Source organism: Actinoallomurus sp. CA-142502 (genome assembly GCF_050936355.1).
Lineage (GTDB): Bacteria > Actinomycetota > Actinomycetes > Streptosporangiales > Streptosporangiaceae > Actinoallomurus > Actinoallomurus iriomotensis.
In genome coordinates, this window is sequence record NZ_JBNJMY010000001.1 from 9,957,701 (window position 1) to 9,979,763 (window position 22,063).

25 protein-coding genes are annotated in these 22,063 nt (G+C 72.1%); 8 read left to right on the plus strand and 17 right to left on the minus strand.

The genetic code is table 11. The features are described 5' to 3' along the window. Window positions 1-16 precede the first annotated feature (16 nt). From ACQEV1_RS46545 to ACQEV1_RS46555, 3 genes are all read left to right on the plus strand, one after another. Entirely contained in the window at window positions 17-460 is a 444-nt protein-coding gene (locus ACQEV1_RS46545) for a MarR family winged helix-turn-helix transcriptional regulator (RefSeq protein ID WP_285635390.1), read from the plus strand. Window positions 461-474: 14 nt separating this feature from the next. Continuing rightward, on the plus strand, window positions 475-1,335 hold the full coding sequence (locus tag ACQEV1_RS46550) for a haloalkane dehalogenase (RefSeq protein ID WP_285635392.1): 861 nt from the start codon (window positions 475-477) through the stop codon (window positions 1,333-1,335). Window positions 1,336-1,405: 70 nt separating this feature from the next. Continuing rightward, window positions 1,406-2,590, plus strand: a complete 1,185-nt coding sequence (locus ACQEV1_RS46555; protein WP_433403846.1) for a twin-arginine translocation signal domain-containing protein — start codon at window positions 1,406-1,408, stop codon at window positions 2,588-2,590. A 3-nt stretch (window positions 2,591-2,593) separates the two neighbouring features. On the opposite strand, the gene ACQEV1_RS46560 is transcribed toward ACQEV1_RS46555, so the two are convergent. Genes ACQEV1_RS46560 through ACQEV1_RS46610 form a run of 11 tightly spaced genes read right to left on the minus strand, consistent with a single transcriptional unit; the run spans window position 2,594 to window position 13,494 of the window. Next, window positions 2,594-3,208 (minus strand): LutC/YkgG family protein, encoded by a 615-nt coding sequence (locus tag ACQEV1_RS46560; RefSeq protein ID WP_433403848.1) that lies wholly within the window; start codon window positions 3,206-3,208, stop codon window positions 2,594-2,596. Then, the gene (locus tag ACQEV1_RS46565) at window positions 3,205-4,584 is read right to left on the minus strand and encodes a lactate utilization protein B (RefSeq protein WP_433406126.1); all 1,380 of its coding nucleotides are present in this window, start codon (window positions 4,582-4,584) and stop codon (window positions 3,205-3,207) included. The genes ACQEV1_RS46560 and ACQEV1_RS46565 overlap by 4 nt, the downstream gene beginning before the upstream one ends. A 14-nt stretch (window positions 4,585-4,598) precedes the next feature. Next, window positions 4,599-5,300, minus strand: a complete 702-nt coding sequence (locus tag ACQEV1_RS46570) for a (Fe-S)-binding protein (protein WP_285635401.1) — start codon at window positions 5,298-5,300, stop codon at window positions 4,599-4,601. Window positions 5,301-5,304: 4 nt separating this feature from the next. Next, the gene (locus ACQEV1_RS46575; protein ID WP_285635404.1) at window positions 5,305-6,096 is read right to left on the minus strand and encodes an amidohydrolase family protein; all 792 of its coding nucleotides are present in this window, start codon (window positions 6,094-6,096) and stop codon (window positions 5,305-5,307) included. Between the two features lie 5 nt (window positions 6,097-6,101). Then, window positions 6,102-7,019, minus strand: coding sequence for an aldo/keto reductase (locus tag ACQEV1_RS46580; protein WP_433403853.1), 918 nt, complete (start codon window positions 7,017-7,019; stop codon window positions 6,102-6,104). A gap of 2 nt (window positions 7,020-7,021) precedes the next feature. Then, on the minus strand, window positions 7,022-8,035 hold the full coding sequence (locus ACQEV1_RS46585) for an ABC transporter permease (protein ID WP_285582935.1): 1,014 nt from the start codon (window positions 8,033-8,035) through the stop codon (window positions 7,022-7,024). Next, window positions 8,022-9,572, minus strand: coding sequence for a sugar ABC transporter ATP-binding protein (locus ACQEV1_RS46590; protein ID WP_433403856.1), 1,551 nt, complete (start codon window positions 9,570-9,572; stop codon window positions 8,022-8,024). Before ACQEV1_RS46590 ends, ACQEV1_RS46585 begins: the two co-directional genes overlap by 14 nt. Then, a complete protein-coding gene (locus ACQEV1_RS46595; RefSeq protein ID WP_285635413.1) occupies window positions 9,569-10,615 on the minus strand; it encodes a sugar ABC transporter substrate-binding protein in 1,047 nt (348 codons plus the stop codon). Before ACQEV1_RS46595 ends, ACQEV1_RS46590 begins: the two co-directional genes overlap by 4 nt. 11 nt (window positions 10,616-10,626) lie before the next feature. After that, window positions 10,627-11,358, minus strand: a complete 732-nt coding sequence (locus ACQEV1_RS46600) for an SDR family NAD(P)-dependent oxidoreductase (RefSeq protein ID WP_285582938.1) — start codon at window positions 11,356-11,358, stop codon at window positions 10,627-10,629. 16 nt (window positions 11,359-11,374) lie between these two features. Then, window positions 11,375-12,658 carry an enolase C-terminal domain-like protein gene (locus tag ACQEV1_RS46605; protein WP_285635419.1) on the minus strand — a complete coding sequence of 428 codons (1,284 nt, stop codon included), beginning with the start codon at window positions 12,656-12,658 and terminating at the stop codon, window positions 11,375-11,377. Next, complete coding sequence (locus tag ACQEV1_RS46610) at window positions 12,655-13,494, minus strand: fumarylacetoacetate hydrolase family protein (RefSeq protein WP_285635422.1); 840 nt, start codon at window positions 13,492-13,494, stop codon at window positions 12,655-12,657. The genes ACQEV1_RS46605 and ACQEV1_RS46610 overlap by 4 nt, the downstream gene beginning before the upstream one ends. Before the next feature lie 190 nt (window positions 13,495-13,684). Here ACQEV1_RS46610 and ACQEV1_RS46615 point away from each other — a divergent pair, with 190 nt between their 5' ends. The 4 genes from ACQEV1_RS46615 (at window position 13,685) to ACQEV1_RS46630 (ending at window position 16,599) form a co-directional block, all read left to right on the plus strand. Then, window positions 13,685-14,404 (plus strand): FadR/GntR family transcriptional regulator, encoded by a 720-nt coding sequence (locus ACQEV1_RS46615; RefSeq protein WP_285635425.1) that lies wholly within the window; start codon window positions 13,685-13,687, stop codon window positions 14,402-14,404. A gap of 10 nt (window positions 14,405-14,414) precedes the next feature. Beyond that, the gene (locus tag ACQEV1_RS46620) at window positions 14,415-14,732 is read left to right on the plus strand and encodes an L-rhamnose mutarotase (protein ID WP_285635429.1); all 318 of its coding nucleotides are present in this window, start codon (window positions 14,415-14,417) and stop codon (window positions 14,730-14,732) included. Between the two features lie 191 nt (window positions 14,733-14,923). Beyond that, the gene (locus tag ACQEV1_RS46625; RefSeq protein WP_433403861.1) at window positions 14,924-15,508 is read left to right on the plus strand and encodes a hypothetical protein; all 585 of its coding nucleotides are present in this window, start codon (window positions 14,924-14,926) and stop codon (window positions 15,506-15,508) included. Between the two features lie 101 nt (window positions 15,509-15,609). Further along, the gene (locus ACQEV1_RS46630) at window positions 15,610-16,599 is read left to right on the plus strand and encodes a quinone oxidoreductase family protein (protein WP_433403863.1); all 990 of its coding nucleotides are present in this window, start codon (window positions 15,610-15,612) and stop codon (window positions 16,597-16,599) included. A 49-nt stretch (window positions 16,600-16,648) separates the two neighbouring features. On the opposite strand, the gene ACQEV1_RS46635 is transcribed toward ACQEV1_RS46630, so the two are convergent. The 6 genes from ACQEV1_RS46635 to ACQEV1_RS46660 form a co-directional block, all read right to left on the minus strand. After that, the gene (locus tag ACQEV1_RS46635; protein WP_285635438.1) at window positions 16,649-17,284 is read right to left on the minus strand and encodes an MBL fold metallo-hydrolase; all 636 of its coding nucleotides are present in this window, start codon (window positions 17,282-17,284) and stop codon (window positions 16,649-16,651) included. Between the two features lie 56 nt (window positions 17,285-17,340). Then, window positions 17,341-18,600, minus strand: coding sequence for a diaminopimelate decarboxylase (gene lysA, locus ACQEV1_RS46640; protein WP_433403867.1), 1,260 nt, complete (start codon window positions 18,598-18,600; stop codon window positions 17,341-17,343). Then, window positions 18,597-18,866, minus strand: a complete 270-nt coding sequence (locus tag ACQEV1_RS46645; protein WP_285635444.1) for an Lrp/AsnC ligand binding domain-containing protein — start codon at window positions 18,864-18,866, stop codon at window positions 18,597-18,599. The genes lysA and ACQEV1_RS46645 overlap by 4 nt, the downstream gene beginning before the upstream one ends. 152 nt (window positions 18,867-19,018) lie before the next feature. Further along, window positions 19,019-19,312 carry an iron-sulfur cluster biosynthesis family protein gene (locus ACQEV1_RS46650; protein WP_285583159.1) on the minus strand — a complete coding sequence of 98 codons (294 nt, stop codon included), beginning with the start codon at window positions 19,310-19,312 and terminating at the stop codon, window positions 19,019-19,021. Between the two features lie 120 nt (window positions 19,313-19,432). Beyond that, window positions 19,433-20,383 carry an LLM class F420-dependent oxidoreductase gene (locus ACQEV1_RS46655; protein WP_433403870.1) on the minus strand — a complete coding sequence of 317 codons (951 nt, stop codon included), beginning with the start codon at window positions 20,381-20,383 and terminating at the stop codon, window positions 19,433-19,435. Between the two features lie 11 nt (window positions 20,384-20,394). Continuing rightward, window positions 20,395-21,168 carry an SDR family oxidoreductase gene (locus ACQEV1_RS46660; RefSeq protein ID WP_433403872.1) on the minus strand — a complete coding sequence of 258 codons (774 nt, stop codon included), beginning with the start codon at window positions 21,166-21,168 and terminating at the stop codon, window positions 20,395-20,397. Between the two features lie 80 nt (window positions 21,169-21,248). Here ACQEV1_RS46660 and ACQEV1_RS46665 point away from each other — a divergent pair, with 80 nt between their 5' ends. Further along, the gene (locus tag ACQEV1_RS46665) at window positions 21,249-22,043 is read left to right on the plus strand and encodes an SDR family oxidoreductase (protein WP_433403875.1); all 795 of its coding nucleotides are present in this window, start codon (window positions 21,249-21,251) and stop codon (window positions 22,041-22,043) included. The last annotated feature ends 20 nt before the right edge of the window (window positions 22,044-22,063 follow it).

Below are 22,063 nucleotides of genomic sequence, written 5' to 3' on the forward strand. Positions count from 1 at the left end.
ATGTACAGTATCGGCCATGACGTCCGAAGGACCCACGCCCGGCTACCTGGTCTGGCGGCTCTCCATCCGGTGGCGGGTCGCGGTCGACCGCGCGCTGGCCCCCCTGGGGCTGACGCACGCCCAGTACGTCCTGCTCGCCTCGCTGTACGGCAGAGAGCGAGCCGGAGCGCGGCCCAGCCAGCGCGAACTGGCCGACCACACCGGCCTGGAGGCGCTCTACATCTCCAAGCTGGCCCGCGCGCTGGAGGCCGACGGCCTGATCGAGCGCGCCCGCGACCCGGGCGACACGCGCACCGTACGGCTCAGCCTCACCGCTCGCGGCCGGGAGGCCGTCACCCCCGCCATCGGCACCGTCCAGGCGCTGCTGGACCGGCTCCTGCGACCGCTGGGCGGCCGGGACGCTCCGCGCGCGGCACAGTTCGTCCGCGACCTGGAGACCCTGCTGGACGCCCCACTCTGACGAGAGGACCCCTCATGCCCGAGATCAATGTGCTCGACTCGACCATCCACTACGAAGACTCCGGTGCCGGGGAGACGACGTTCGTGTTCCTCCACGGCAACCCCGGCTCCTCACACCTGTGGCGCAAGGTGCTGCCCGCCGTGGGCGGCGGCCGGCTGCTCGCTCCCGACCTGATCGGGATGGGCCGCTCCGGCAAGCCCGACATCCCCTATCTCTTCGCCGACCACGCCCGCTACCTCGACGCCTGGTTCGACGCCCTCGGCCTGGATCGCGTCGTCCTCGTCGGCCACGACTGGGGCGGCGCGCTCGCCTTCGACCACGCGGCGCGGCATCCCGGGCGGGTCGCCGGCCTGGCGTTCTTCGAGAGCATCGTCAAGCCGATGGCCTGGGAGGATCTCTCCCCGCAGGCACGGCAGCGCTCGGAGACCATCCGCACCCCCGGCAAGGGCGAGGAACTGGTGCTCGACCAGAACCTCTTCGTCCGCCAGGCGTTCACCGGCGGCGTCCTCAACCCGGTGAGCGAGGAGGACCTGGCGCGCTACCTCGCCCCGTACCCGACCCGCGAGAGCCGCCGGCCGATCCTCGCCTGGGCCCGCCAGATGCCGCTCGGCGGAGAACCGGCCGAGCTGGTGTCCCGCATCGAGGCGTACGACAGGTGGCTGGCGACCAGCCCGGACGTGCCCAAACTGCTCATGACCTTCGAAGGCTCCCCCACCCTGCTGATCGGCGAGGACATGGCGGGCTGGTGCGCGGACACCATCGCCGCCCTGGAGACCGTCCACTGCGGCAAGGCGGGCCACCACGCCGCCGAGGACCGCCCGGAGGAGATCGCCCTGGCCCTGTCCGCCTGGGCCGACCGCCACGGGCTGCGCTGACCGGTTCGAGATCACGGCCGTCACATGGGTAACGTGACGGCCGGGCAGCCCACGGGAAGGAAATGGCGCTTTGACTGTACGGCCGGACGGACCCGGGCTCTCGCGGCGCCGGCTGCTCGGTCTGGCCGGAGCCGCCGGTCTCGCGGCGGGATGCGCCTCCCGGAAGGAGGGCTCCGCCGCTCCGTCACCGGCGGCGCGCGGCGTCCTCGCGGCGAACGTCAACGGGACCCTCGGCAGCGTGAACCTCGCCGCGTTGCGGGACGTGTCGGCGACATGGCTGCGGGGTTTCTTCCCGATGCCCGAAGCCGACCGGAGCGACCCGGCCGGGCAGGCCGCGATCCGGAACCTGCTGACGGCCGGCGAACGCGGCTACGGCACCGTCCTGTCGCTGAAGTTCCCTTACAACCACCGGCCCCTCCCGTCGCCCGGTGGGTCCGCCATGAACACCGAACTCGGGCGCCTGGACAGGCTGCTCCCGGCCGTGATGAACAAGGTCGACATCCTGGCCGTCGGCAATGAGCCGTTCATCGAGAGCCGTGTCGAGGACCACGGCCGTCTGAACGCCTTCTACCAGGCGCTCGCCCGGCACATCATCGACCACCGGAACCGGCACTTCGGCGCGCGGTGCAGGACCCGGATCTACATGGGGGCGCTCAACCACCTCGACCGGCCGGCCTGGCGCACACCCGCGACCGACCGCTGGATGGAGTTCGTGCGCGGCACCCCGGCCGTCGACGGCGTCGACATCCATCCGCACCTGCCCGCCCCGCGGGCCGGCCGGGCCTACCTCGACTACGTCCTCCCTCGCATGCGCGCCGACCAGAGCTTCCTGGCCACCGAGTTCTCCCTGGTCCTGTTCTGGAAGAAGCACCTGAGCGACGCCGCCCCGCCGGAGTTCACCCGCCGCTACGGCATGCGGCCGGGCATCCCGGTGTGGCAGGTCATCCGCCAGGCCGTCGCCCGCCCGTTCCCGCAGCGGAAATGGAACGATTTCCTGCTGGCGTGTCCGTGGTTCGCCGAAAACAAGAATTTCCTGTCCGACCAGGTCACGAGATTCCGCGCGACGGGACGGCTCGCGGTGGCCGCCTACGGCATGGCCCAGGACTCCGCCATGGCGAAGGACTTCGGCCCCGAGTCGACGCCGTGGCTCCTCAACAGCCTCCTTTGCCCGTACACGGTCCAGCCCGACGAGTACGGAAAAATCGGAGAGAACCGGACCTGGGCCGACGAGTTCCGCGCGCTGCAGACCGGCTGAGCGTCACACGATGAGGACTTCGAGGGTTCTCGGGCCGTGGACGCCCTCGACGCGGTTCAGCTCGATGTCGCTGGTCGCGGAAGGACCGCTGATCCAGGTCAGCGGGCGAGACGGGTCGAGGCGTCCGACCGCCTCTGGGACGGTGCGGACGATCTGGTCGCGGCGCACCACGCACAGGTGGTAGTCCGGCACCAGGGTCAGCGCGCGGCGGCCCTGGTCCGGGCCGGCGTCCAGGACGATGGTGCCGGTCTCGGCGATGGCCACGGCGCAGCCGGTCAGCACGCCGTCCAGGCCGTCCAGCTCCACGTTCGGCAGCGGCGGGTCGTCGTGGATCGCCTCGACGGAGCCGAGCCACGCGTCCGGCACGCCCGGAGGTACGGCCAGCCGCCGCGCCTCCCGGCGGGTCAGCGCCTCCGCCACGGCCGCCGCGACGTCGGAAACCTCGTGCACCTGCGCCCGGTAGTCGGTCAGCCGGTCCACCAGCAGCTCGACCACGTCCACGCCGGTCCGCGAGCGCTCGTACTCGCGCGGCACCGGCACGTCGCCGGGATTCTCCTCGCGTGGTACGTCCGACAGGGCCGAACGTACGCGGGCCAGGATGCGGTCGCGAGAGCTCATCGGTTCGCCGCCCACCACTGCCTGAATGATTCTTTCGGCGGCCGGGGCACGTCCCGGGTGTCGGACCAGGCCGACAGCGGGCCGGGAAGACGACGCGGCGTCCAGCGGCGCAGGCGGCCCGCCGAGCGCTGCGTCACCGACAGCCACCGCGGGGAGTTCAGCACCCGCCGGGCCGCACCCATCGCGACCCGCTGCCCGACGTGCCCGTGCGCGACCACCTTGGAGCGCAGGTCGAGCAGCACCTCCGGGATGTTGATCGCCACCGGGCACACCTCGTAGCAGGCTCCGCACAGCGTCGAGGCGTACGGCAGCGACTCCTCCAGAGGGCTCGCCATGCCGCGCAGCTGCGGCGTCAGGATCGCGCCGATCGGGCCGGGGTAGACCGACCCGTACGCGTGGCCGCCCGCGCGCTCGTACACCGGGCAGACGTTGAGGCACGCCGAGCAGCGGATGCACCGCAGCGCCTGCCTCCCCACCTCGTCGGCGAGCACCGACGTGCGCCCGTTGTCGAGGAGTACGAGGTGGAACGTCTGGCCCTCGGTGGCGCCGGTCCACGTCGAGGTGTAAGGGTTCATCCGCTCGCCGGTGGACGAGCGCGGCAGCAACTGCATGAACACCTCGAGGTCGCGCCACGTCGGCACGATCTTCTCGATGCCGACCACCGAGATCAGCGTCTCGGGGAGCGTGAGGCACATCCGCCCGTTCCCCTCCGACTCCAGCACCACGAGGGTGCCCGTCTCGGCGACGGCGAAGTTGGCCCCGGAGATGCCGACCTTCGCGGACAGGAAGCGCTCGCGCAGGTGCAGCCGGGCCGCCTCGGCGAGCGCGCGCGGGTCGTCCGCCAGGCCCGCCGGCGCCGGCCTTCCCCACGCCGCCATCTTCGACAGGAAGATCTCGCGGATCTCCGAGCGGTTGCGGTGGATCGCGGGGACGAGGATGTGGGAGGGCAGGTCGTCGCCGAGCTGCACGATCAGCTCCGCGAGGTCGGTCTCGTACGCCCGGATGCCCGCCGCCTCCAGCGCCTCGTTCAGGCCGATCTCCTGGGTGGCCATCGACTTGACCTTGACGACCTCGGTCTCGCCGGTGGCCTGCACCAGGCCGGTGACGATGCGGTTGGCCTCGGCGGCGTCGGCGGCCCAGTGCACGGTGCCGCCCGCCTCCGTCACCGCGGCCTCCAGCCGCTCCAGGTACACGTCCAGATGCCGGAGCGTACGGTCCTTGATCGCGGCGCCCGCCGCGCGCAGGGCGGCCCAGTCGGGCTGCTCGCTGACGACGGCGGCCCGCTTGGCGCGGATCGTATGGGTGGCCTTGCGCAGGTTGTACCGCAGCTGCGCGTCCGACACGGCCGCCGACGACGCCTCGGGAAAAGCGGGCATCCCCACAAAGGTGTTCACGAGGCCTCCTCGGTGGCGGCGAGGATCTCCGCGAGGTGCATTACTCGGACGCCCGTACGCTGCCGCGACAGCGCGCCGCCGATGTGCATCAGGCAGGAGTTGTCGGCCGCGCAGAGCACCTCGGCGCCGGTGTCGAGGACGCCGCGCACCTTGTCGGAGCACATCGCGGCCGAGACGGCGGGGTTCTTCAGCGCGAACGTCCCGCCGAAGCCGCAGCACTCCTCCGCCCCGCCGAGCGGCACGAGCGTCAGCCCGCGCACCGAGGCCAGCAGGTCCAGCGGACGCGACCCGACCTTCAGCGAGCGCAGCGAGTGGCAGGTGGGGTGGTACGTGACGGTGTGCGGGAAGTACGCGCCGACGTCGGTCACGCCGAGCACGTCGACGATGAACTCCGTCAGCTCGAACACCCCGCCGGGCGGTGTGACCCCGAGCGAGGGGTACCACTCGCGCACCATCGCCGCGCACGAGCCGGACGGCACGACGACGGCCTCGTAACCGCCGAACGTCGAGACGAAACGCCGGGCCATCGGCCGCGCGTCGTCGCGGTAGCCGGTGTTGAAGTGCATCTGGCCACAGCACGTCTGGCCGGCCGGGAAGTCGACCTCACAGCCGAGCCGCTCCAGCAGGCGCACGACCGCCTTCCCCGTCTCGGGGAACAGCGTGTCGTTGACGCAGGTGAGAAAGAGCGCGACGCGCATGAGATCAACCTAGCCGGTAGACGCGGCGGGCGGTTCCGCCCATGACCTCGGCCGCCTCGTCGGCCGAGATCACCTCCTCGACCAGGGCGGTCACCTGGGCGGGCGTGGCCGCCAGTGTGCACACCGGCCAGTCGGAGCCGTACATCGTCCGGCTCGGGCCGAACGCGGCCAGCACGTGACGCGCGTACGGCAGGATGTCGGCCGGCTCCCAGCCCGGTGCCGCCTCGGTGACCAGGCCGGACAGTTTGACGGTGACGTTCGGCAGGGCCGCCATCTCGGCGATCCAGCCCGCCCACGGCTCCCACATGCCATGCGCGATGTCCGGTTTTCCGGCGTGGTCGAGGACGAAGGACACCTCCGGCAGCCGGCGCGCCACGGCGAGGGCCGCGGCCGCCTGCGGCGGTCTGACCAGCAGGTCGTAGACGAGCCCGGCGGCGCCGACGGCCGCGATGCCGCGCATCACCGGCGGGCGGGTCAGCCACTCGGGGTCCGGCTCGTCCTGCGCCAGGTGCCGGACGCCGACGAGCGGCCCGGCGGCCTTCAGCTCCGCGAGGCGCTCGGCCACGTCCGGCGCGGTCAGGTCGGTCCAGCCGACGACGCCCGCCACGGGCGCGGCCAGGAGCTCACGGGTCTCGGCCTCGTCCGCCACCGCCTGCACGACGACGCTCCGCGCGGCCGGGACGGCCTCGGCGTAGCGGGCGAGGTCGAAGCGTCCGCGGATGGGGTCCGCCCACGGCCCGTCCATCCAGGAGTAGTCCCGTACGGCCGTGTCCCACAGGTGGTGATGCGCGTCCACAGCAATCAAAGTTCGTCCCAGAGGGCGTCGGGGATGTCGAGTTCGAGCAGGTCGGCGTTGTCGTCGACCTCGGCGGCGGACCGGCAGCCGGCCAGCACGGACGCCACGGCCGGATGCCGCAGCGGGAACCGCAGGGCGGCCGCGCGCAGCGGCACCCCGTACCCGGCGCAGACCTCCTCCAGCCGGGCCACCCGCGCCCGCACCTCGGGCGGGGCCGGGTGGTAGTCATACTGGGTGCCGCCCGCGAGCAGCCCGGTGTTGTAGACGCCGCCGACCACGACCGACGTGCCGCGGCGCTCGCAGGCGGGCAGCAGGTCCTCCAGCGCCGACCGGTCCAGGAGCGTGTAGCGGCCGGCGCACAGGACCACGTCGAGGTCGAGGCGTTCGACGAACCGGGTCAGCATCGCGGACTGGTTCATGCCCGCTCCGATGGCGCGGACGACGCCCTCCTCACGGAGCGCCGCCAGCGCCGGGTACGCCGAGGCGTACACCTCCTCCTCGTGGTCGTCGGGGTCGTGCAGGAAGACGACGTCCACGTGGTCGACCCCGAGGCGCTCCAGCGACCCGCACAGCGACCGCCGGACGCCCTCGGCGCTCCAGTCCCAGACGCGGCGCAGCGGCGGCGGGTCGGCGAAACCCTCCGGCTCCGGCGGCTCGCCGGGACCCAGCGGGACGAGCAGCCGCCCGACCTTCGTGGAGATCACACAGTCGCCGGGCAGGGCGGCGCCGAGCCGGCGTTCGCTCCGCCCGGCGCCGTAGTGCGGCGCGGTGTCGAAGTACCGGATCCCCCGCTCGTACGCCCGCCGTACGGTCGCGGTGGCCTCGGCGTCGGAGACCCCCTGGTACAGGCCGGCGATCCCGGCACCGCCGAGGCCCAAGGCGCTGACCTCGACCGTCGTGTCACCGAGTCGGCGCTGTTCCATCGCTACTCCTGCGCCTGGCCCGAGGTGATCCGGCTGATGATCAGGGCGATCAGGATGATCGCGCCGTTCAGCGCGTTGATCCACTGGGCCGGGACACCGGCCAGGGTCAGCACGTTCTGGATCATGTAGAGCAGCAGGATGCCGGTGAAGGCGCCGAAGACCGTGCCGCGCCCGCCGTTCAGCGACACGCCGCCGATGACCGCCGCCGCGAACACCGTGAAGATCGCGCCGTTGCCCTGGCTCGCGGCGACCGACGCGAGACGGCCGGTGAGGAGCAGGCCGCCGAGCGCGGCGAGCACGCTGCCGAGCACGAGCGTGGACCACAGCACCCTGTCGACCCGGATGCCGGCCGCGCGCGATGCGTCGGCGTTGCCGCCGACGGCGTACAGCGACCGGCCGAACCGCGTGTAGCCGGTCACCACGATCGCGACGGCGTACAGGATCAGGCAGATCCAGACCGAGGCCGGCAGGCCGATCCACACGGCGTTGCCCAGGTAGATCATCGAGCTCGGCAGGTTGAAGAACGTCTTGCCGCCGGTGATGCCGGTGAGCAGGCCCCGCAGCACGATGAGCATGCCGAGCGTGACGATGAAGCCGTTGAGGCGGAACCGCACGATCAGCAGGCCGTTCACCGTGCCGATGACCGCGCCGACGACCAGCGTCAGCGGGATCGACCAGGCGCCGGACAGCCAGCCGAGGCCGTGGGCGACGCCGGGCGCGAGCGTCAGCCACGCCGCGATGCCCGGCGCGAGGCCGAACGTCGACTCCAGCGACAGGTCCATCCGCCCGCAGATCAGCACGAGCGCCTCGGCCAGTACCAGCAGCGAGATCTCCGACTGCTGCTGCAGCACGTTGACGAGGTTGTCCCAGTGCAGGAACACCGGGCTGACGAAGTAGCCGACGATCGCGATCACGATGATCGCCGGCACCAGCGCGAGGTCACGTAGGCGCGCCAGCCGGGGCGCGGCGATCCGGCTCCCGGCCGGTGCGGCGACGACCGTCTCAGTTTCCGTCACGGATGCCCTCCATTGCGGCGATCAGCTCGTGGTCGGCCCAGCCCCGGGGCATCTCGGTGACGATCTCGCCCTTGAACAGGACGATCACCCGGTCGCACGGCCGCAGGTCGTCGAGGTCGTCGGAGACGACGAGCACGCCGGCGCCGTGCCCGGCGGCGTCCGAGGCCGCGCCGAGCAGCGTCTCCTTGGCCCGTACGTCGACGCCGGCGGTCGGCTGGAGCAGCACCAGCGCCGTCGGGTCGCCCGCGAGCGCGCGGGCCATGACGACCTTCTGCTGGTTCCCGCCGGACAGTGCGGCGACGGGCTGCCCGGGGCCGGCCGCCTTGATGGTCAGCCGCTCGATCGCCTCGGCGCCGAGCCGGTCGCGCCGCCGCGCGCCGACGAACCCGAACCGGCCGAGCCGCTCGGGCACGGTCAGCGTGGCGTTCTCGGCGATGGACAGCTCCGGGACGAGGCCCTCGCGGTGGCGGTCCTGCGGGACGAACCCGGCGCCGGCCCGCAGCGCGGCGGGCACGCTGCCCGGCCGGGGCCGTACGCCGCCGATCTCGACGGTGCCGGACCCGGCGCGGCGCAGGCCGACGATGGCCTCGCCGACGGCCATCTTCCCCGAGCCGCCGGACCCGGCCAGCCCGACGATCTCGCCGGCCGCGACCGTCAGGGACACGTCGTGGAAGGCGCCCGGCAGGCCGAGGCCGTCGACCCGCAGCGCCGGTGTGGCGCCCTCCGGCGGGGCCGGGCGTTCGGCGGGCGGCTCGATCAGGCCGGTCGCCTCTCCGGTCATCGCGGCGACGAGCGCCGGCTTGTCCAGCTCGGCCACGGGCGAGGTGACGATGTGGCGCGCGTCGCGCATCACCGTGACGGTGTCGCACACCTCGTACACCTCGTCGAGGTGGTGGCTGATGAACAGGAACGTCACCCCGGCCTCGCGCAGCGACCGCATGCGGGTGAACAGCCGCTCGATCGCGCTGCCGTCGAGCTGCGCGGTCGGCTCGTCCAGGATGATGAAGCGGGAGCCGTGCGACAGCGCCCGCGCGATCTCCACGAGCTGGCGCTGTTCGACGCTGAGCCGCTCGGCCGGGGCCCGTACGTCGACGTCGACCTCCCAGGCGTCGAGCAGCTCGCGGGCCCGGCGGCGCAGCCCGCCCCAGGAGATCAGCCCCGACCCCTGCCTGTTCAAGCCCTGCCTATTCAAGAAAAGGTTCTCGGCGACGGACAACGAGGGGATGACGGTGGACCGCTGGTAGACGCAGGCGACACGGCTTCGCCACGCCTCGCGGTCGGCCACCGGCGGCGCGGGCTCGCCGCCGAACTCCACCGATCCGGAGTCCGGCGGCACCAGGCCGGTCAGGACCGACACGAGCGTCGACTTGCCCGCGCCGTTGCGGCCGACGAGCGCGTGCACCTGCCCGCCGGTCACCTCCAGCGACACCTCATCCAGCGCGACGGTCACCCCGAACCGCTTGCTGATCGCGTGTGCCGCCGCGACCGGCCGTGTCGTCTCCGCACGGCCGGCCGGGGCGCCTTCGGGAGCCGTCATTTGATCTGGTTGCCCCAGAGCGAGGGGTCGGTGGACTTCAGCGAGCCCGGGTAGGACCCGTCCTTGGTGACCAGCGGCGCGGGCAGCTGGTCCTCCAGCACGCCGGGCCGCGGCGCGACGATCGTCGAGCCGTGGTCGGTCTTGCCGGGGGCGAACTTCTGCCCGGCGATGGCGGCCTTCACGTAGAACAGCGCGTACTTGGCGTACAGGTCGGCGGGCTGGGACACGGTCGCGTCGATCTGCCCGGCGGCGATCGCCTTCATCTCCTCGGGGATGCCGTCATTGGAGATGATCGCGATGTGCTTGGGGTCGCCCGGCGGGACCAGCAGGCCCTTCTGCTTGAGCACGTTCAGCGTGGGGGCGAGGAACGCGCCGCCGGCCTGCATGTAGATCCCGTTGATGTCGGGGTTCGCGGCGAGCGCGGTCTGCAGCTTGTTCGCCCCGACGTCACCCTTCCACTCGGTGGGCAGGCCGATGACCTTGATGTTCTTGTAGTTCTGCGCCATGCACTGGTTGAAGGCGTCGGTACGGTCGCGGCCGTTGATCGAGGCCAGGTCGCCCTCCAGCATGGCGACCTTGCCCTTGCCCTTCAGCGTGTCGCCGAGGAACTTGCAGGCCTTCTGCCCGTACGCCACGTTGTCGGCGCGGACGACCATGTACACGTCGCCCTTGTCGGGCCGGGTGTCGACGCTGACGACGGGGATCTTCTTCTGCTTGAGCTGGCTGAGGGTGGGGGCGACCGCGGCGGTGTCCTGCGGGGCGAGGACGACGCCCTTCACCCCCTGGCCGATGAGCGTCTGGACGTTGGCGGTGAGCTTGGCGATGTCGTTCTCGGAGTTGGTCGTCTTCAGGTCGAGGCCGAGCTGCTTGCCGAACTGCGGAACGTACTTGATGTAGGAGTTCCAGAAGTCGGTGTCCGAGCGGGGGTAGTCGACTCCGACGATCTTGCCGCCTCCGCCGCCCCCACTGTTGTCGTTGCAGGCCGACACCAGCAACGCGGCGGCGGCGAGCGAGGCGCAGGCCGCGAGGGTCTTCCGCTTCATCGCGATTCCTCTCAGGAGTTGTCCGGTCGCAGTCGCAGGCCGTCCATGCCCCCGTCGACCGCCAGCGCCGTTCCTGTCGTCGCCGAGGCGAGCGGGCTGGCCAGGTAGGCGATCGCCGCGGCGACCTCCTGCGCGCTGACCAGGCGCCCGGTCGGCTGGCGGGCCGCCAGCGCGGCCCGTTCCGCTTCGGGATCGTCGGCCGCGTCCAGCAGCCGGCCGATCCACGGTGTGTCCGCCGTTCCGGGGTTCACGCAGGTGACGCGGATCCCCTCCCGCAGGTGGTCCGCAGCCATCGCGCGGGTGAGCGACAGCACGGCGCCCTTGGTCGCCGAGTACAGCGCCCGGCTCGGCAGGCCGGCGGTGGCCGCGATCGAGCAGGTGTTGACGATCGCGCCGTGCTCGGACCGGCGCAGGTACGGCAGGGCGGCCCGGCTCACCCGCACCATGCCGAACAGGTTCACGTCGAAGACGTTGCGCCACTCGTCGTCGTCGTTGTCCTCGACCGTGCCCTGCGCGCCGATGCCCGCGTTGTTGACGAGGACGTCGAGGCCGCCGAGGTGCCCGGCCGCGTCCTCGACCGCCGCGCGGACCTGCGCGTCGTCCCGTACGTCCGCCTTGACCCCGTACAGCGGCTCGGGCGGGCCGGACAGGTCGAGGCAGGCGACGGAGGCGCCGCGTTCGGCGAGCAGCTGCGCGGTGGCGAGCCCGATGCCGGACGCACCTCCGGTGACGAGCGCTCTCATGCCGGTGAACTCCACGTCATGACCTCCAGACGGGGCCGTCGGGATAGGCGTACTCGGCTCGGCTCTCGGCCTTGATCTCGGCCGACATCCCGGGGGCGTCCGGCACGAGGTAGTGGCCGTCGCGCACCCGTACGGGGTCGGTGAAGTGCTCGTGCAGGTGGTCGACGTACTCGATCGCGCGGTCCTCGGTGGAGCCGCTGACCGCGAGATGGTCGAACATCGACAGGTGCTGGACGACCTCGCACAGGCCGACGCCGCCGGCGTGCGGGCAGACCGGCACGCCGTACTTGGCGGCGAGCAGCAGGATCGCGACGTTCTCGGTGACGCCGGAGACCCGGCAGGCGTCGAGCTGCAGGAAGTCGATCGCGTCGGCCTGGAGCATCTGCTTGAAGATCACCCGGTTGGCGACGTGCTCGCCGGTCGCGACCCGCACCGGGCGCACGCCCGTACGGATCGCGGCGTGGCCGAGGACGTCGTCGGGGCTGGTCGGCTCCTCGATCCACCACGGGTCGTACGGTTCGAGCGCCCTGACCCACGCGATGGCCTGCTCGACGTCCCAGCGCTGGTTGGCGTCGATCGCGATCCGGATGTCCGGGCCGACCGCCTCGCGGGCCAGGCGCATGCGGCGTAGGTCGTCGTCCAGGTCGCTGCCGACCTTGAGCTTGATCAGGGTGAAGCCCTCAGCGACCGCCTCGCGGGAGAGGCGGACGAGCTTGTCGTCGGTGTAGCCGAGCCAGCCGGGCGTGGTCGCGTACGCCGGGTAGCCGGTGGCGAGCAGCGCGGCCTCGCGTTCGGCCCGACCGTTCCGTGCCGTCCGGAGCAGGTCGAGGGCCTCGTCCGGGCGCAGTGCGTCGGTGAGGTACCGCCAGTCGACCAGGTCGACGACCTGCTCGGGCGACAGGTCCGCCAGCAGCCGCCAGACCGGCGCGCCCGCCACGCGCCCGGCCAGGTCGAACGCGGCGTTGATCAGGGCGGCGGCGGCCATGTGCACGACGCCCTTCTCCGGGCCGAGCCAGCGCATGTGCGAGTCGTGGGTCAGCCGCCGGGCGAACTCCCCAAGGTCGGCCGGGTCCAGCTCACGGCCCACGATGAGGGGCGCGTACGCCTCGATCGCCGCCGTGCACAGCTCGGTGCCGCGCCCGATGGTGAAGCAGAAGCCGTGACCCTCCGCGCCCGTGTCGGTGTGCAGCACGACGTACGCGGCGGAGTAGTCGGGGTCGGGGTTCATGGCGTCGGAGCCGTCGAGCCGGCGCGAGGTCGGGAACCGGACGTCGTGGACGTCGAGCGCGGTGACCTTCATGCCAGCCTCTGCCGCTGCCGGCCGAGCCCGTCGATCTCCAGCTCGACGACGTCGCCCGTGCGGAGGTACGAGGTGCCGGGGCGGCCCATCGCGACTCCGGCCGGGGTTCCGGTGTTGATGACGTCGCCGGGGTCGAGCACCATGAACTGGCTGAGGTACCAGATCAGGTGGTCGATCCCGAAGATCATGTTCTTGGTGTTGCCGTCCTGGCGCAGCTCTCCGTTGACCCAGAGCCGCAGGCCGAGGTTCTGCGGGTCGGGAACCTCGTCGGCGGTGACGAGGTGGGGCCCGAGCGGGTTGAACGTCTCGCACGACTTGCCCTTGTCCCAGGTGCCACCGCGTTCGAGCTGGTACTCCCGCTCGGAGACGTCGTTGGCGATCGCGTAGCCCGCGATGAGGGCGCGCGCCTCGTCCGGCGAGTCGAGGTAGCGGGCGCGGCCCTTCAGCACGACGGCGAGCTCGACCTCGTAGTCGGTCTTGGTGCTGCCGCGCGGGATGAGGACGTCGTCGTCGGGGCCGACGACGGTGTTGACGGCCTTCATGAAGATGATTGGCTCGGCCGGGATCTCGGCGCCGGTCTCCTCCGCGTGGTCGCGGTAGTTCAGGCCGATGCAGACGACCTTGCCGGGCCGTGCGACGGGGGCGCCGACCCGCTTGGTGTTCTGGATCCGGGGCAGCTCACCCGCCTCGTACGCGGCCCGCAGGTCGTCCAGGCCGGTCGCGAGGAAGGCGGGGTCGATGTCGCGGGTCACGCCGGACAGGTCGAGGAGCGTCCCGTCCTCGGCCAGGATCGCGGGCCGTTCGGCACCTTCCGGTCCGACACGCAGCAGCTTCACGGAGCCGTCCTTCCTGGATCGGTTACTGGTCCGACCTCTGACCGAGTCATCGGACCATTCATACGGACATGACACCATCAACCGCCGATCTTCTGGCAATACCTCGTTACTGACTTGTTACATTGTGCGGATTGGTCGGATCTGTCACGCTCGTACAGAATGCAGATCAGGCGCAGGAACGGAGGAGCGAGTGCCGGATGAGACCGCCGCCAGGACCACGGTTACCGAGCGGGCGATCGAGGAGATCAAGGCCAAGATCGCGACCGGGGAGCTGGAACCTGGGCAGCGGTTGCCGACCGAACGCGACCTCGCGGCCGAACTCGGCCTGTCGCGCAGCTCGATGCGCGAGGCGATCCGCGCGCTGACCGTCATGGGCGTACTGGAGGCCCGGCACGGCGCCGGCATCTACGTCACCCGGCTGGAACCGGGCGACCTGCTGGAGACGTTCGGCGTGGTGGCGGAGATCTCGCGGGGCTCGACGCTGCTGCACCTCGTCCAGGTCCGCAAGATCCTCGAACCGGCGGCGGCCGCCGCCGCGGCGGCGCGCATCGACGAGACCGGCCTGGCCCGCCTCCGCGCCGAGATGAACGCCATGGAGCGCGGCACGACCGCCGAGGAGATCGTCGGCCACGACCTGGAGTTCCACCGGATCATCACCGAGGCCGCCGCGAACCCGGTGCTGGCCGCGATCCTCGGCGGGCTGAACAGCCGTACGTTCCGCGCCCGGGTCTGGCGGGGGTACCGGGAGGACGGCGTGTTCCCCCGGACGTTCCACGAGCACGACCAGATCTACCGCGCCCTGGCCGAACGCGACCCGGACGGCGCCCGCGTCGCGGCGGCCGTCCACATCGGCGCGGTCGAGGAATGGGCCCGCCGCCAGGCGAACGAGGACCCGTCAGAGACCGAGTGAAGGAGGATCGTTGCGGATCGCGCTGCACACACGCCTCGCACCGGGGCGTGAGGAGGAGTACGAAGAGGCCCACCGGTCGGTGCCGGCCGAACTCGTGGCCGCCATCAGGGCGGCGGGCGCCCACGACTGGACGATCTGGCGCGACGGCCTGGACCTGTTCCACGTGATCGACTGCGACGACTACGCGGCCATGCTCGCCGCCCTGGAGAACCTCCCGGTCAACGTCGCCTGGCAGGCACGCATGGCGGGCTACCTCGACGTGATCCACGACTACTCGGACGCCGACCAGAGCCTCCCCGAGGTCTGGCGCCTCCCACCGGAAGCCTGACCTCCGCCCAACGGCCCGCCGAGCACGGTCCCCGCAGCGAAGGTTCGAAGTTTCCGCGAGCCGGGGTGGAGGTAGCCGCACTACGGATCGGGGGGCGGCCCCCAGCGACTTCTCCGGGACGAGCCCTTAGCTTTCCCTAACATGAGCCTCAACGTCTTCCCCGCGTCACCGGGCGCGCTCACTCTCAGGGTATGAGTTCGATGTCCGCGCTGATCACGGCCGTGTGGGCCGTCGCCGCGCTCTGGGCGGTCGCGGCCGTTCAGACCTGTTCGCTCGCCGTACGCCGGGGCCGGATGGCGGTGCGGCGGAACGCCTCCCGCGCTCGTGCGACGCTGCTCGCCGCGGCCGCCGCCGGGCCGCTCACCGCCGTCGCGAGCGCCTTCGTGTCGACGCCGCGCGCCCTGGCCGCCGCGCCGCTGCTGGTGGTTCCCGCCACCGTGACTCTGGCGTGGGGCCTTCCCCGGCTGCGGGCTCTCGTGTCCGCCCTCGGCGACGATCCCTGGGGCCCGTCCGACCCGCGGACCCGGCGGGCCTCGGCCGAGCCCCGGCTCACCGTTCCCCCGCTCGTCGCGCTGACCGGCGCGGTCATGGCCGTTCTGGTCCTGGCGGGCGGACTCGTCGCCGCACTGGTCGCGTACGGCCTGACCGCCGCGGTCACGGCGGCGCTCACGCTGTGGGCGCCGCGCCTCCGCGAGAACGCCACCCGCGCGGGCGTGCTGCGACGCGTCCTCATCCACACCGAGCGACTCCCCGCCACGGGCCGGGAGGCCGCCTGAACCGCCCACCGCCGGGCACGGATCAGGGCCACCCGGCAGGAATCGTTGGGGGCCGATGCGAGTTGCGGTCATCGGGAGCTGATCAGTATCGAAGGAGCATGATGCGCGCTGCCGTCGTCAAGACGCCCGGCCCGGCCGAGTCGCTTGAGATCGTCGACGTGCCGGATCCCGTCCCTGCCCAGGGCGAGCTGTCGATCGACGTGGAATTCGCCGGAGTCGGCTTCGTCGACACCCTGTTCCGCGCCGGCGTGTTCGCGTTGCCCACGCCGTTCGTCCCGGGGATCGAGGTCAGTGGGCGGGTACGCGAAGTCGGCGCCGGGGTGACCGGATTCGCGGTGGGGCAGCCGGTCGGCGCGCTGCTCAACGACTTCGGCCGAGGCCCACGGGCCGGCGGCTACGCCGAGATCGCCGTCGCGCACGCCTCGATGGCGGTCCCCCTTCCCGAGGGCGCCGACCTCGCGGGCGTCGCGGGCGTCCTGGTCAACGGTGTCACCGCCTGGATGGCCCTGCACGACCTGGCCCGCCTCGGCGTTGACGACGATGTGCTCGTGCTGGGGGCGAGCGGTGGGCTCGGCAACACCATCAGCCGCCTGGCCGCGGTGCGTCCGGCCCGCCGGGTGATCGGCGTCGTCGGCAGTGAGGCCAGACGCGCATCCGCCGCCGAGGAGTGCACCGACGTGATCGTGGCAGCCGATCTCGCCGCGGCCGTCGACGAACTGACCGATGGCCGTGGTGTCGACGTCGTCGTCGACCCTGTCGGTGGCGAACTGCGCACCCGGGCGTTCGAACGGCTCGCTCCCTTCGGCCGTCTTCTCGTACTCGGCAACGCCAGTGGCCGGGATCCGGCCCTGTCGGGCGACGCGGTCTGGCACGGCACCCGGCAGCTGATCGGGCTCAGCCTCGGTACGGTCGCCCACCTTGTGCCCGAACAGGTCCAGACGGCGATCTCGGCCGTGGTCGGTTCGACGCACCGAGGCGTGCTCCGCGAGCCGGCTCCGTCGGTGGTACGGCTGGAGGACGTGGCCGGCGTCCACCGGGCGCTGGAGAACCGCTCCGCGCCACCCAAGACGGTGCTGGCCGTCGGACGCTGACGCCGGCGTCGCTCGCGCCCGGCACGGAACGAACCCCGGCGACCCCGGGCTAGAGCGGCACCGACTCGCCCGGCTTCAGGCGGCGGAACTCCGCGTCCTGCTGCTTGCCCTCGCCGGAGAGCTGGCTCTCCAGCAGGCCGAGGCCGGCATCGTTCAGCAGGCCGTCGTGCACCGCGTACGCACGCCTCGGGGAGACCTCCCGCAGGTACTGGATCATCTCCGGGGCCTTCATCCACGGCGCCTGGCCGGGGACGAGCAGCGTCGGCGCCCGTACGACGGTGAACGCGTCACCCGGGTGGAAGACCTCCTCGTCGATGAGGAAGCCGACGTTCTCCACCGGCGGTACGTCGGGGTGGACGATCTCGTGCTTCTGCCCGACGACGGCCACGTCGAAGCCCGCGGCGGTGAACGCGTCGCCCTCCCCCACCGTGCGGACCCGGTCGCCGACGTCGCTCAGGATGTCGGCGACGGCCCGGCACGTGTAGACGGTGAGACGCGGATCCTCGACCAGGGCCCGGCGCAGGCGCTCGGCCTCCAGGTGGTCGAAGTGCTCGTGCGTGATCAGCACGGCCTCGGCTCCCGTGATCGCGTCATCCTCCGGCGTGAGGCCGCCGGGGTCGATGACGAGAGTGCGATCGTCCTTGCGCAGGCGCACGCAGGAGTGGCCCAGCTTGGTCAGCTGCATTCCTCTCACCTCATCCTTCGGCTCCAACGATCTTTTCACGCCGCTCCGGCCCCGGCTCAGCCGACGTCGCGGCGCATCAGGTCCTCCGGCGTCTCGCGGCGGACCAGCGGACGGGCGCGTCCGCCGCGTACGGCGACGACCGGCGGGCGGGCGACCTGGTTGTAGTTGGACGCCATGGAGTGGTGGTACGCGCCGGTGCACGGCACCGCGAGCAGGTCGCCCGGCCGCACGTCCGCGGGCAGCGGAACGTCCACGGCGATCACGTCACCCGCCTCGCAGTGCCGCCCGACGACCGTCACCGGGGTCTCGGCCGCGCCCGTACGGTGTCCGACCCGGGCGATCGAGTAGCGGCTGCCGTACAGGGCGGGCCGGGGGTTGTCGCTCATCCCGCCGTCGACCACGACGAACGTCCGAGCGCCGTGCTTGACCGCGATGACCCGGTAGAGCGTCACGCCCGCGGCCGCGACGATCGCGCGGCCGGGCTCGACGGTCAGCGACGGCTCGGGGATCCCGCGTGCGGAGCACTCCTCCGCGACGGCCGTCTCCACGCGGTCGGCGAACGCCGGGACGTCCAGGCCGTGCTCTTCCGGCCGGTACGCCACCGCGTGACCGCCGCCGAGGTCCAGCTCCGGCAGGCCGCCGAACTCCGCCATGAACGCGACGAGCCGCCGCGCCGCCGTCTCGTACCCGTCCGGCTCGCCGATCTGGGAGCCGATGTGGCAGTGCAGTCCGGCGAGGACGAGCGAGGGTTGCAGGAGCACGCGGCGTACGACGTCGGCGGCGGCCCCCGAGGCGAGGGACAGGCCGAACTTCTGGTCCTCGACCCCGGTCGCCACGGCGCGGTGGACGTGCGGGTCGACGCCGGGTGTCACCCGCAGGAGGACCTTCTGCGGGTGACGGCGGCCGCCGGCCAGCGCGGCCAGGCGCGCCACCTCGCCCGCCGAGTCGACCACGATCCGCCCGACCCCGTACTCCAGCGCGGCGGTCAGGTCCTCCGGCGTCTTGCCGTTGCCGTGCAGCAGGATCCGGTCCGCCGGGAAGCCGGCCGACCGGGCCACGGCGAGCTCGCCGGCGGAGCACACGTCGAGCCACAGGCCCTCCTCATCCACCCAGCGGGCCATGGCCCGGCACAGGAACGCCTTGCCCGCGTACGCGACGCGGTGCGGGTGCAGGGCCTTGCGGTACTCGCGGCACCGGTGCCGTACGTGCTCCTCGTCGAGGACGTAGGCGGGCGTGCCGAAGCGCTCGGCGATCTCGGTGAGGGGCATGCCGCCGACGGACCGCGCGGGCTCGGCGGTGAGGGGCCAGATGTTCATCGGTCGTCCAGGGGTACGCGATGCAGGACCAGGGTGGTGGACGTGTGACCGCCGGCGTGCCGCAGCTCGTTCACGGCGCTGTCGAGGTCGGCGAGGGCCCGGCAGGTGAGCCGTACCTCGTAGTCGCAGTCGCCGGCGAGGCGCCAGGCGTCCACGACGGCGGGTTCGGCGCGCAGGTGCTTCTCGAACACCTCGTGCTCGGCGCCGCCCACCAGCCGTACGCGGACCAGCGCCTCCAGCGTGATCGGCGGTCCCATGACGTCCATGCGCTCGACGTTAGGGACGAAACCGGCAGATCAGACGGCCGCGTACGGGTCCTTCACGCCCGCGGGCCCATCGTTGACGCGTTCCTAACGGCCGGGAAAAGCCGATCGCCCCGGACCGCTGCGGCGGTGCGGGGCGATCGGCTCCGTTTCGGTCAGACGGCCTTGTCGGCGAGGCGGAACGTCACGTCTCCCTGCTCGTCGACGCTCGCGTCGAGCGTCATCTCGTCGAGGATCGACGCGGCGTCCGGTTCCAGGTAGACCCTTGCGCCCTGCTCCTCGACGACCTCGTCGCCCGCCTGAGGTCCCTCGGCCACCGCGAGGGCCAGTGTGCCCGCCTGCTCTGGCTCGGACTGTGTCGCGATCCGCAGCCCGGTCTGCGGAGAGAGCTCGGGTTGGCTTGTGACGGTACGGATCACCTGAACCGCCGAGTCGGTCAGAGTCAGCACTGTCAACAGCTCCTTCTGGTCGATTTCGTGAGCTACACGACCGGGGCCGTGCTTGCGCCTGCCATGCCCCGCATCACGACCCGCAAACGTCGGAATCCTCCCCGTAATCAGTGACGGGGTTCACGTTCGTGGCGCGAGCGCGCGCACCGCCTCGACCATGTCGACGCCCTCGGCGGGTAGGACGGCCAGGATCGGGGTGTCCAGCCCCGCCGCGGCGTACTCCTCGACCCGTTCCCGGCAGGCCTCCGGCGGACCGTGCACGATCAGCTCGTCCACGACGTCGTCCGGCACGGCCGCCAGGGCCGCCTTGCGGTCGCCCTCCGCCCACGCCTTGTTCATCGCCGCGAGGCGGTCGCCACGGCCGAGCCACTCGTGGAAGGCCGCGTACGCGGGCACCGTCAGGTACGCGGCGATCATCCAGCGGCCGAGGGCCCGCGCCTCGTCGGCGTTCGAGGTCGGGCAGACGAAGATCCGTGCGAGCAGTTCCTTCTCCGTGCCCACCTCGGCCCGGACCTGGCGTACGTCCGCCGGCGACAGCCAGTTGGTGATCGCGCCGTCGGCCTCGCGGGCGGCGAGGCGCAGCATGCCGGGCCGCAGCGCGGCGAGTGCGATCTTCGGCGGGGTCTCCGGGACGTTGTCCAGCTTGAAGCCCTTCACGTTCAGGGCCTCGTCGGTGACCTTCTCCCCGGCCAGCGCGCGGCGCAGGAACCGGAGGGTGTCGCGCACCCGCTGGTACGGCTCGGTGAACGGGATGCCGTTCCACCGTTGCACGATCGCCGGCGAGGACGTGCCGATACCGAGCACGAACCGGCCCGGCGCGAGGCCCGCGAGCGTCGCGGCCTGCTGGGCGAGCAGGCCGGGGCCGCGGGTGTACACCGGGACGATGGCCGGTCCCAGCCGGAGCCCGGGCGCCCACTGCGAGGCCAGCGCGAGCGGCGTGAACGCGTCGGCGCCGTTGGTCTCCGCCGACCACGCGTCGGTGTAGCCGAGGTCCTCCAGCTCGGCGACGATCTTCTGGTGCCGCGCGAGCGGCACGCCGGTGAGCGGGATCGTCAGTCCCCATCGCGACATGCGGGGCCTCCTCAGGCGATCGTGGGGCGGACCGTGCCGCCGCCGTCGACGACGATGGTCTGGCCGGTCATCCAGGCCGAGGCGTCCCCGGCGAGGAACACGATCGCGTTCGCGATGTCCTCGGGCTCGCCGATCCGGCCGAGCGGCATGAACTTGTTGATCTGCGCCTCGTTCTCCTCCCACAGCGCCTTGGCCAGGTGGGTCCGTACGAGGCCGGGGGCGACGCCGTTGACGCGGACCTTCGGCGCCAGTTCCATGGCGAACTGCCGGGTGAGGTGGATGACGGCGGCCTTCGTCGCGTTGTAGTACCCGATGCCGTGCTCGGTCACCATGCCGCCGACCGAGGCGATGTTGACGATCGACCCGCCGCGCTCGGCCATCGACAGCTTCCACACGAGCTGGGTCCACAGGACGATGGAGAACTGGTTGACCTCCACGGTCTTGGCCGCCCGCGCGGCGTCCAGGTCGACCATGGGGCCGTAGTACGGGCTCGTGGCCGCGTTGTTGACCAGGATGTCCACGCCGCCGAACTCCTCGACGGCGGCCCCCACACAGGCCCGCGCGGCGTCCTCGTCGCCGACGTGGGCGGCCTTGGGCAGCACCCCGGCGTTCGGATGCGCGGCCCGGATCTCCGCCGCGACCTCCTCCAGCGCGTCCTGCTTGCGCGAGGACAGGACGACGTTGCACCCCTGCGCGGCGAGCGCCACCGCGGTCGCCTTGCCGATGCCGCGTGACGCCCCGGTGATCAGCGCGGTTCTGCCCGCCAGGCCGGTCTCCAGTCCCATGCTTCCGCCCTCTCGCTTCAGGCCTCTCAGGCTGATACCCGAATCGGGTTCAGCCTAGTGACAAATGTTACGTTCCTGCCATGCGGGTGACTGGGAAGAACATCGTGATCACTGGCGCCGCGAGCGGGATCGGCGCCGCGCTGGCCCGGAGGTTCGCCGCCGAGGGCGCCGCCGGGATCTGCCTCGCCGACCTCGACGAGGACGCCGCCACGCGGGTCGCCGCCGGGCTGGAATGCCGTACGGTCGTGTGCCGCACCGACGTGGGCGAGGAGGCCCAGGTGCGTTCCATGGTCGAGGCCGCCGCCGGCGAACTGGGCCCGATCGACCTCCTGTGCTCCAACGCGGGCATCGGCACCGGGGCCGGGCTGGAGGCCACGGCCGAGCAGTGGGCGGCCGCGTGGGCGGTCAACGTCCAGGCCCACGTCTACGCCGCGCGCGCCGTGCTGCCGGCGATGCTCGAACGCGGCGAGGGGTACCTGCTGCACACGTGCTCGGCGGCGGGCCTGCTGAGCCAGCCGGGCGACGCGCCGTACGCGGTGACCAAGCACGCCGCCGTGGCGTTCGCCGAGTGGCTGGCGCTGACGTACGGCGACCAGGGCGTACGGGTGAGCGCACTGTGCCCGCAGGGCGTGCGGACGCCGCTGCTCACCGGCGGCCTCGACGGGCACCTCGCGGCCAAGGCGGTCGCCGCGGCGGGCAAGGTGCTCGAGCCCGAGGAGGTGGCCGACGCGGTGATCGCCGGGCTGGAGGCGGAGCGGTTCCTGATCCTGCCGCATCCGGAGGTGGCCGAGTACGTGCGGCGGAAGGCCTCCGACCACGATCGCTGGCTCGCGGGCCTTCGCAGAATGGTGGCCGGAGTCCAGAATCGGGAGTAGTTCTGGATCAAGGAGGCCGC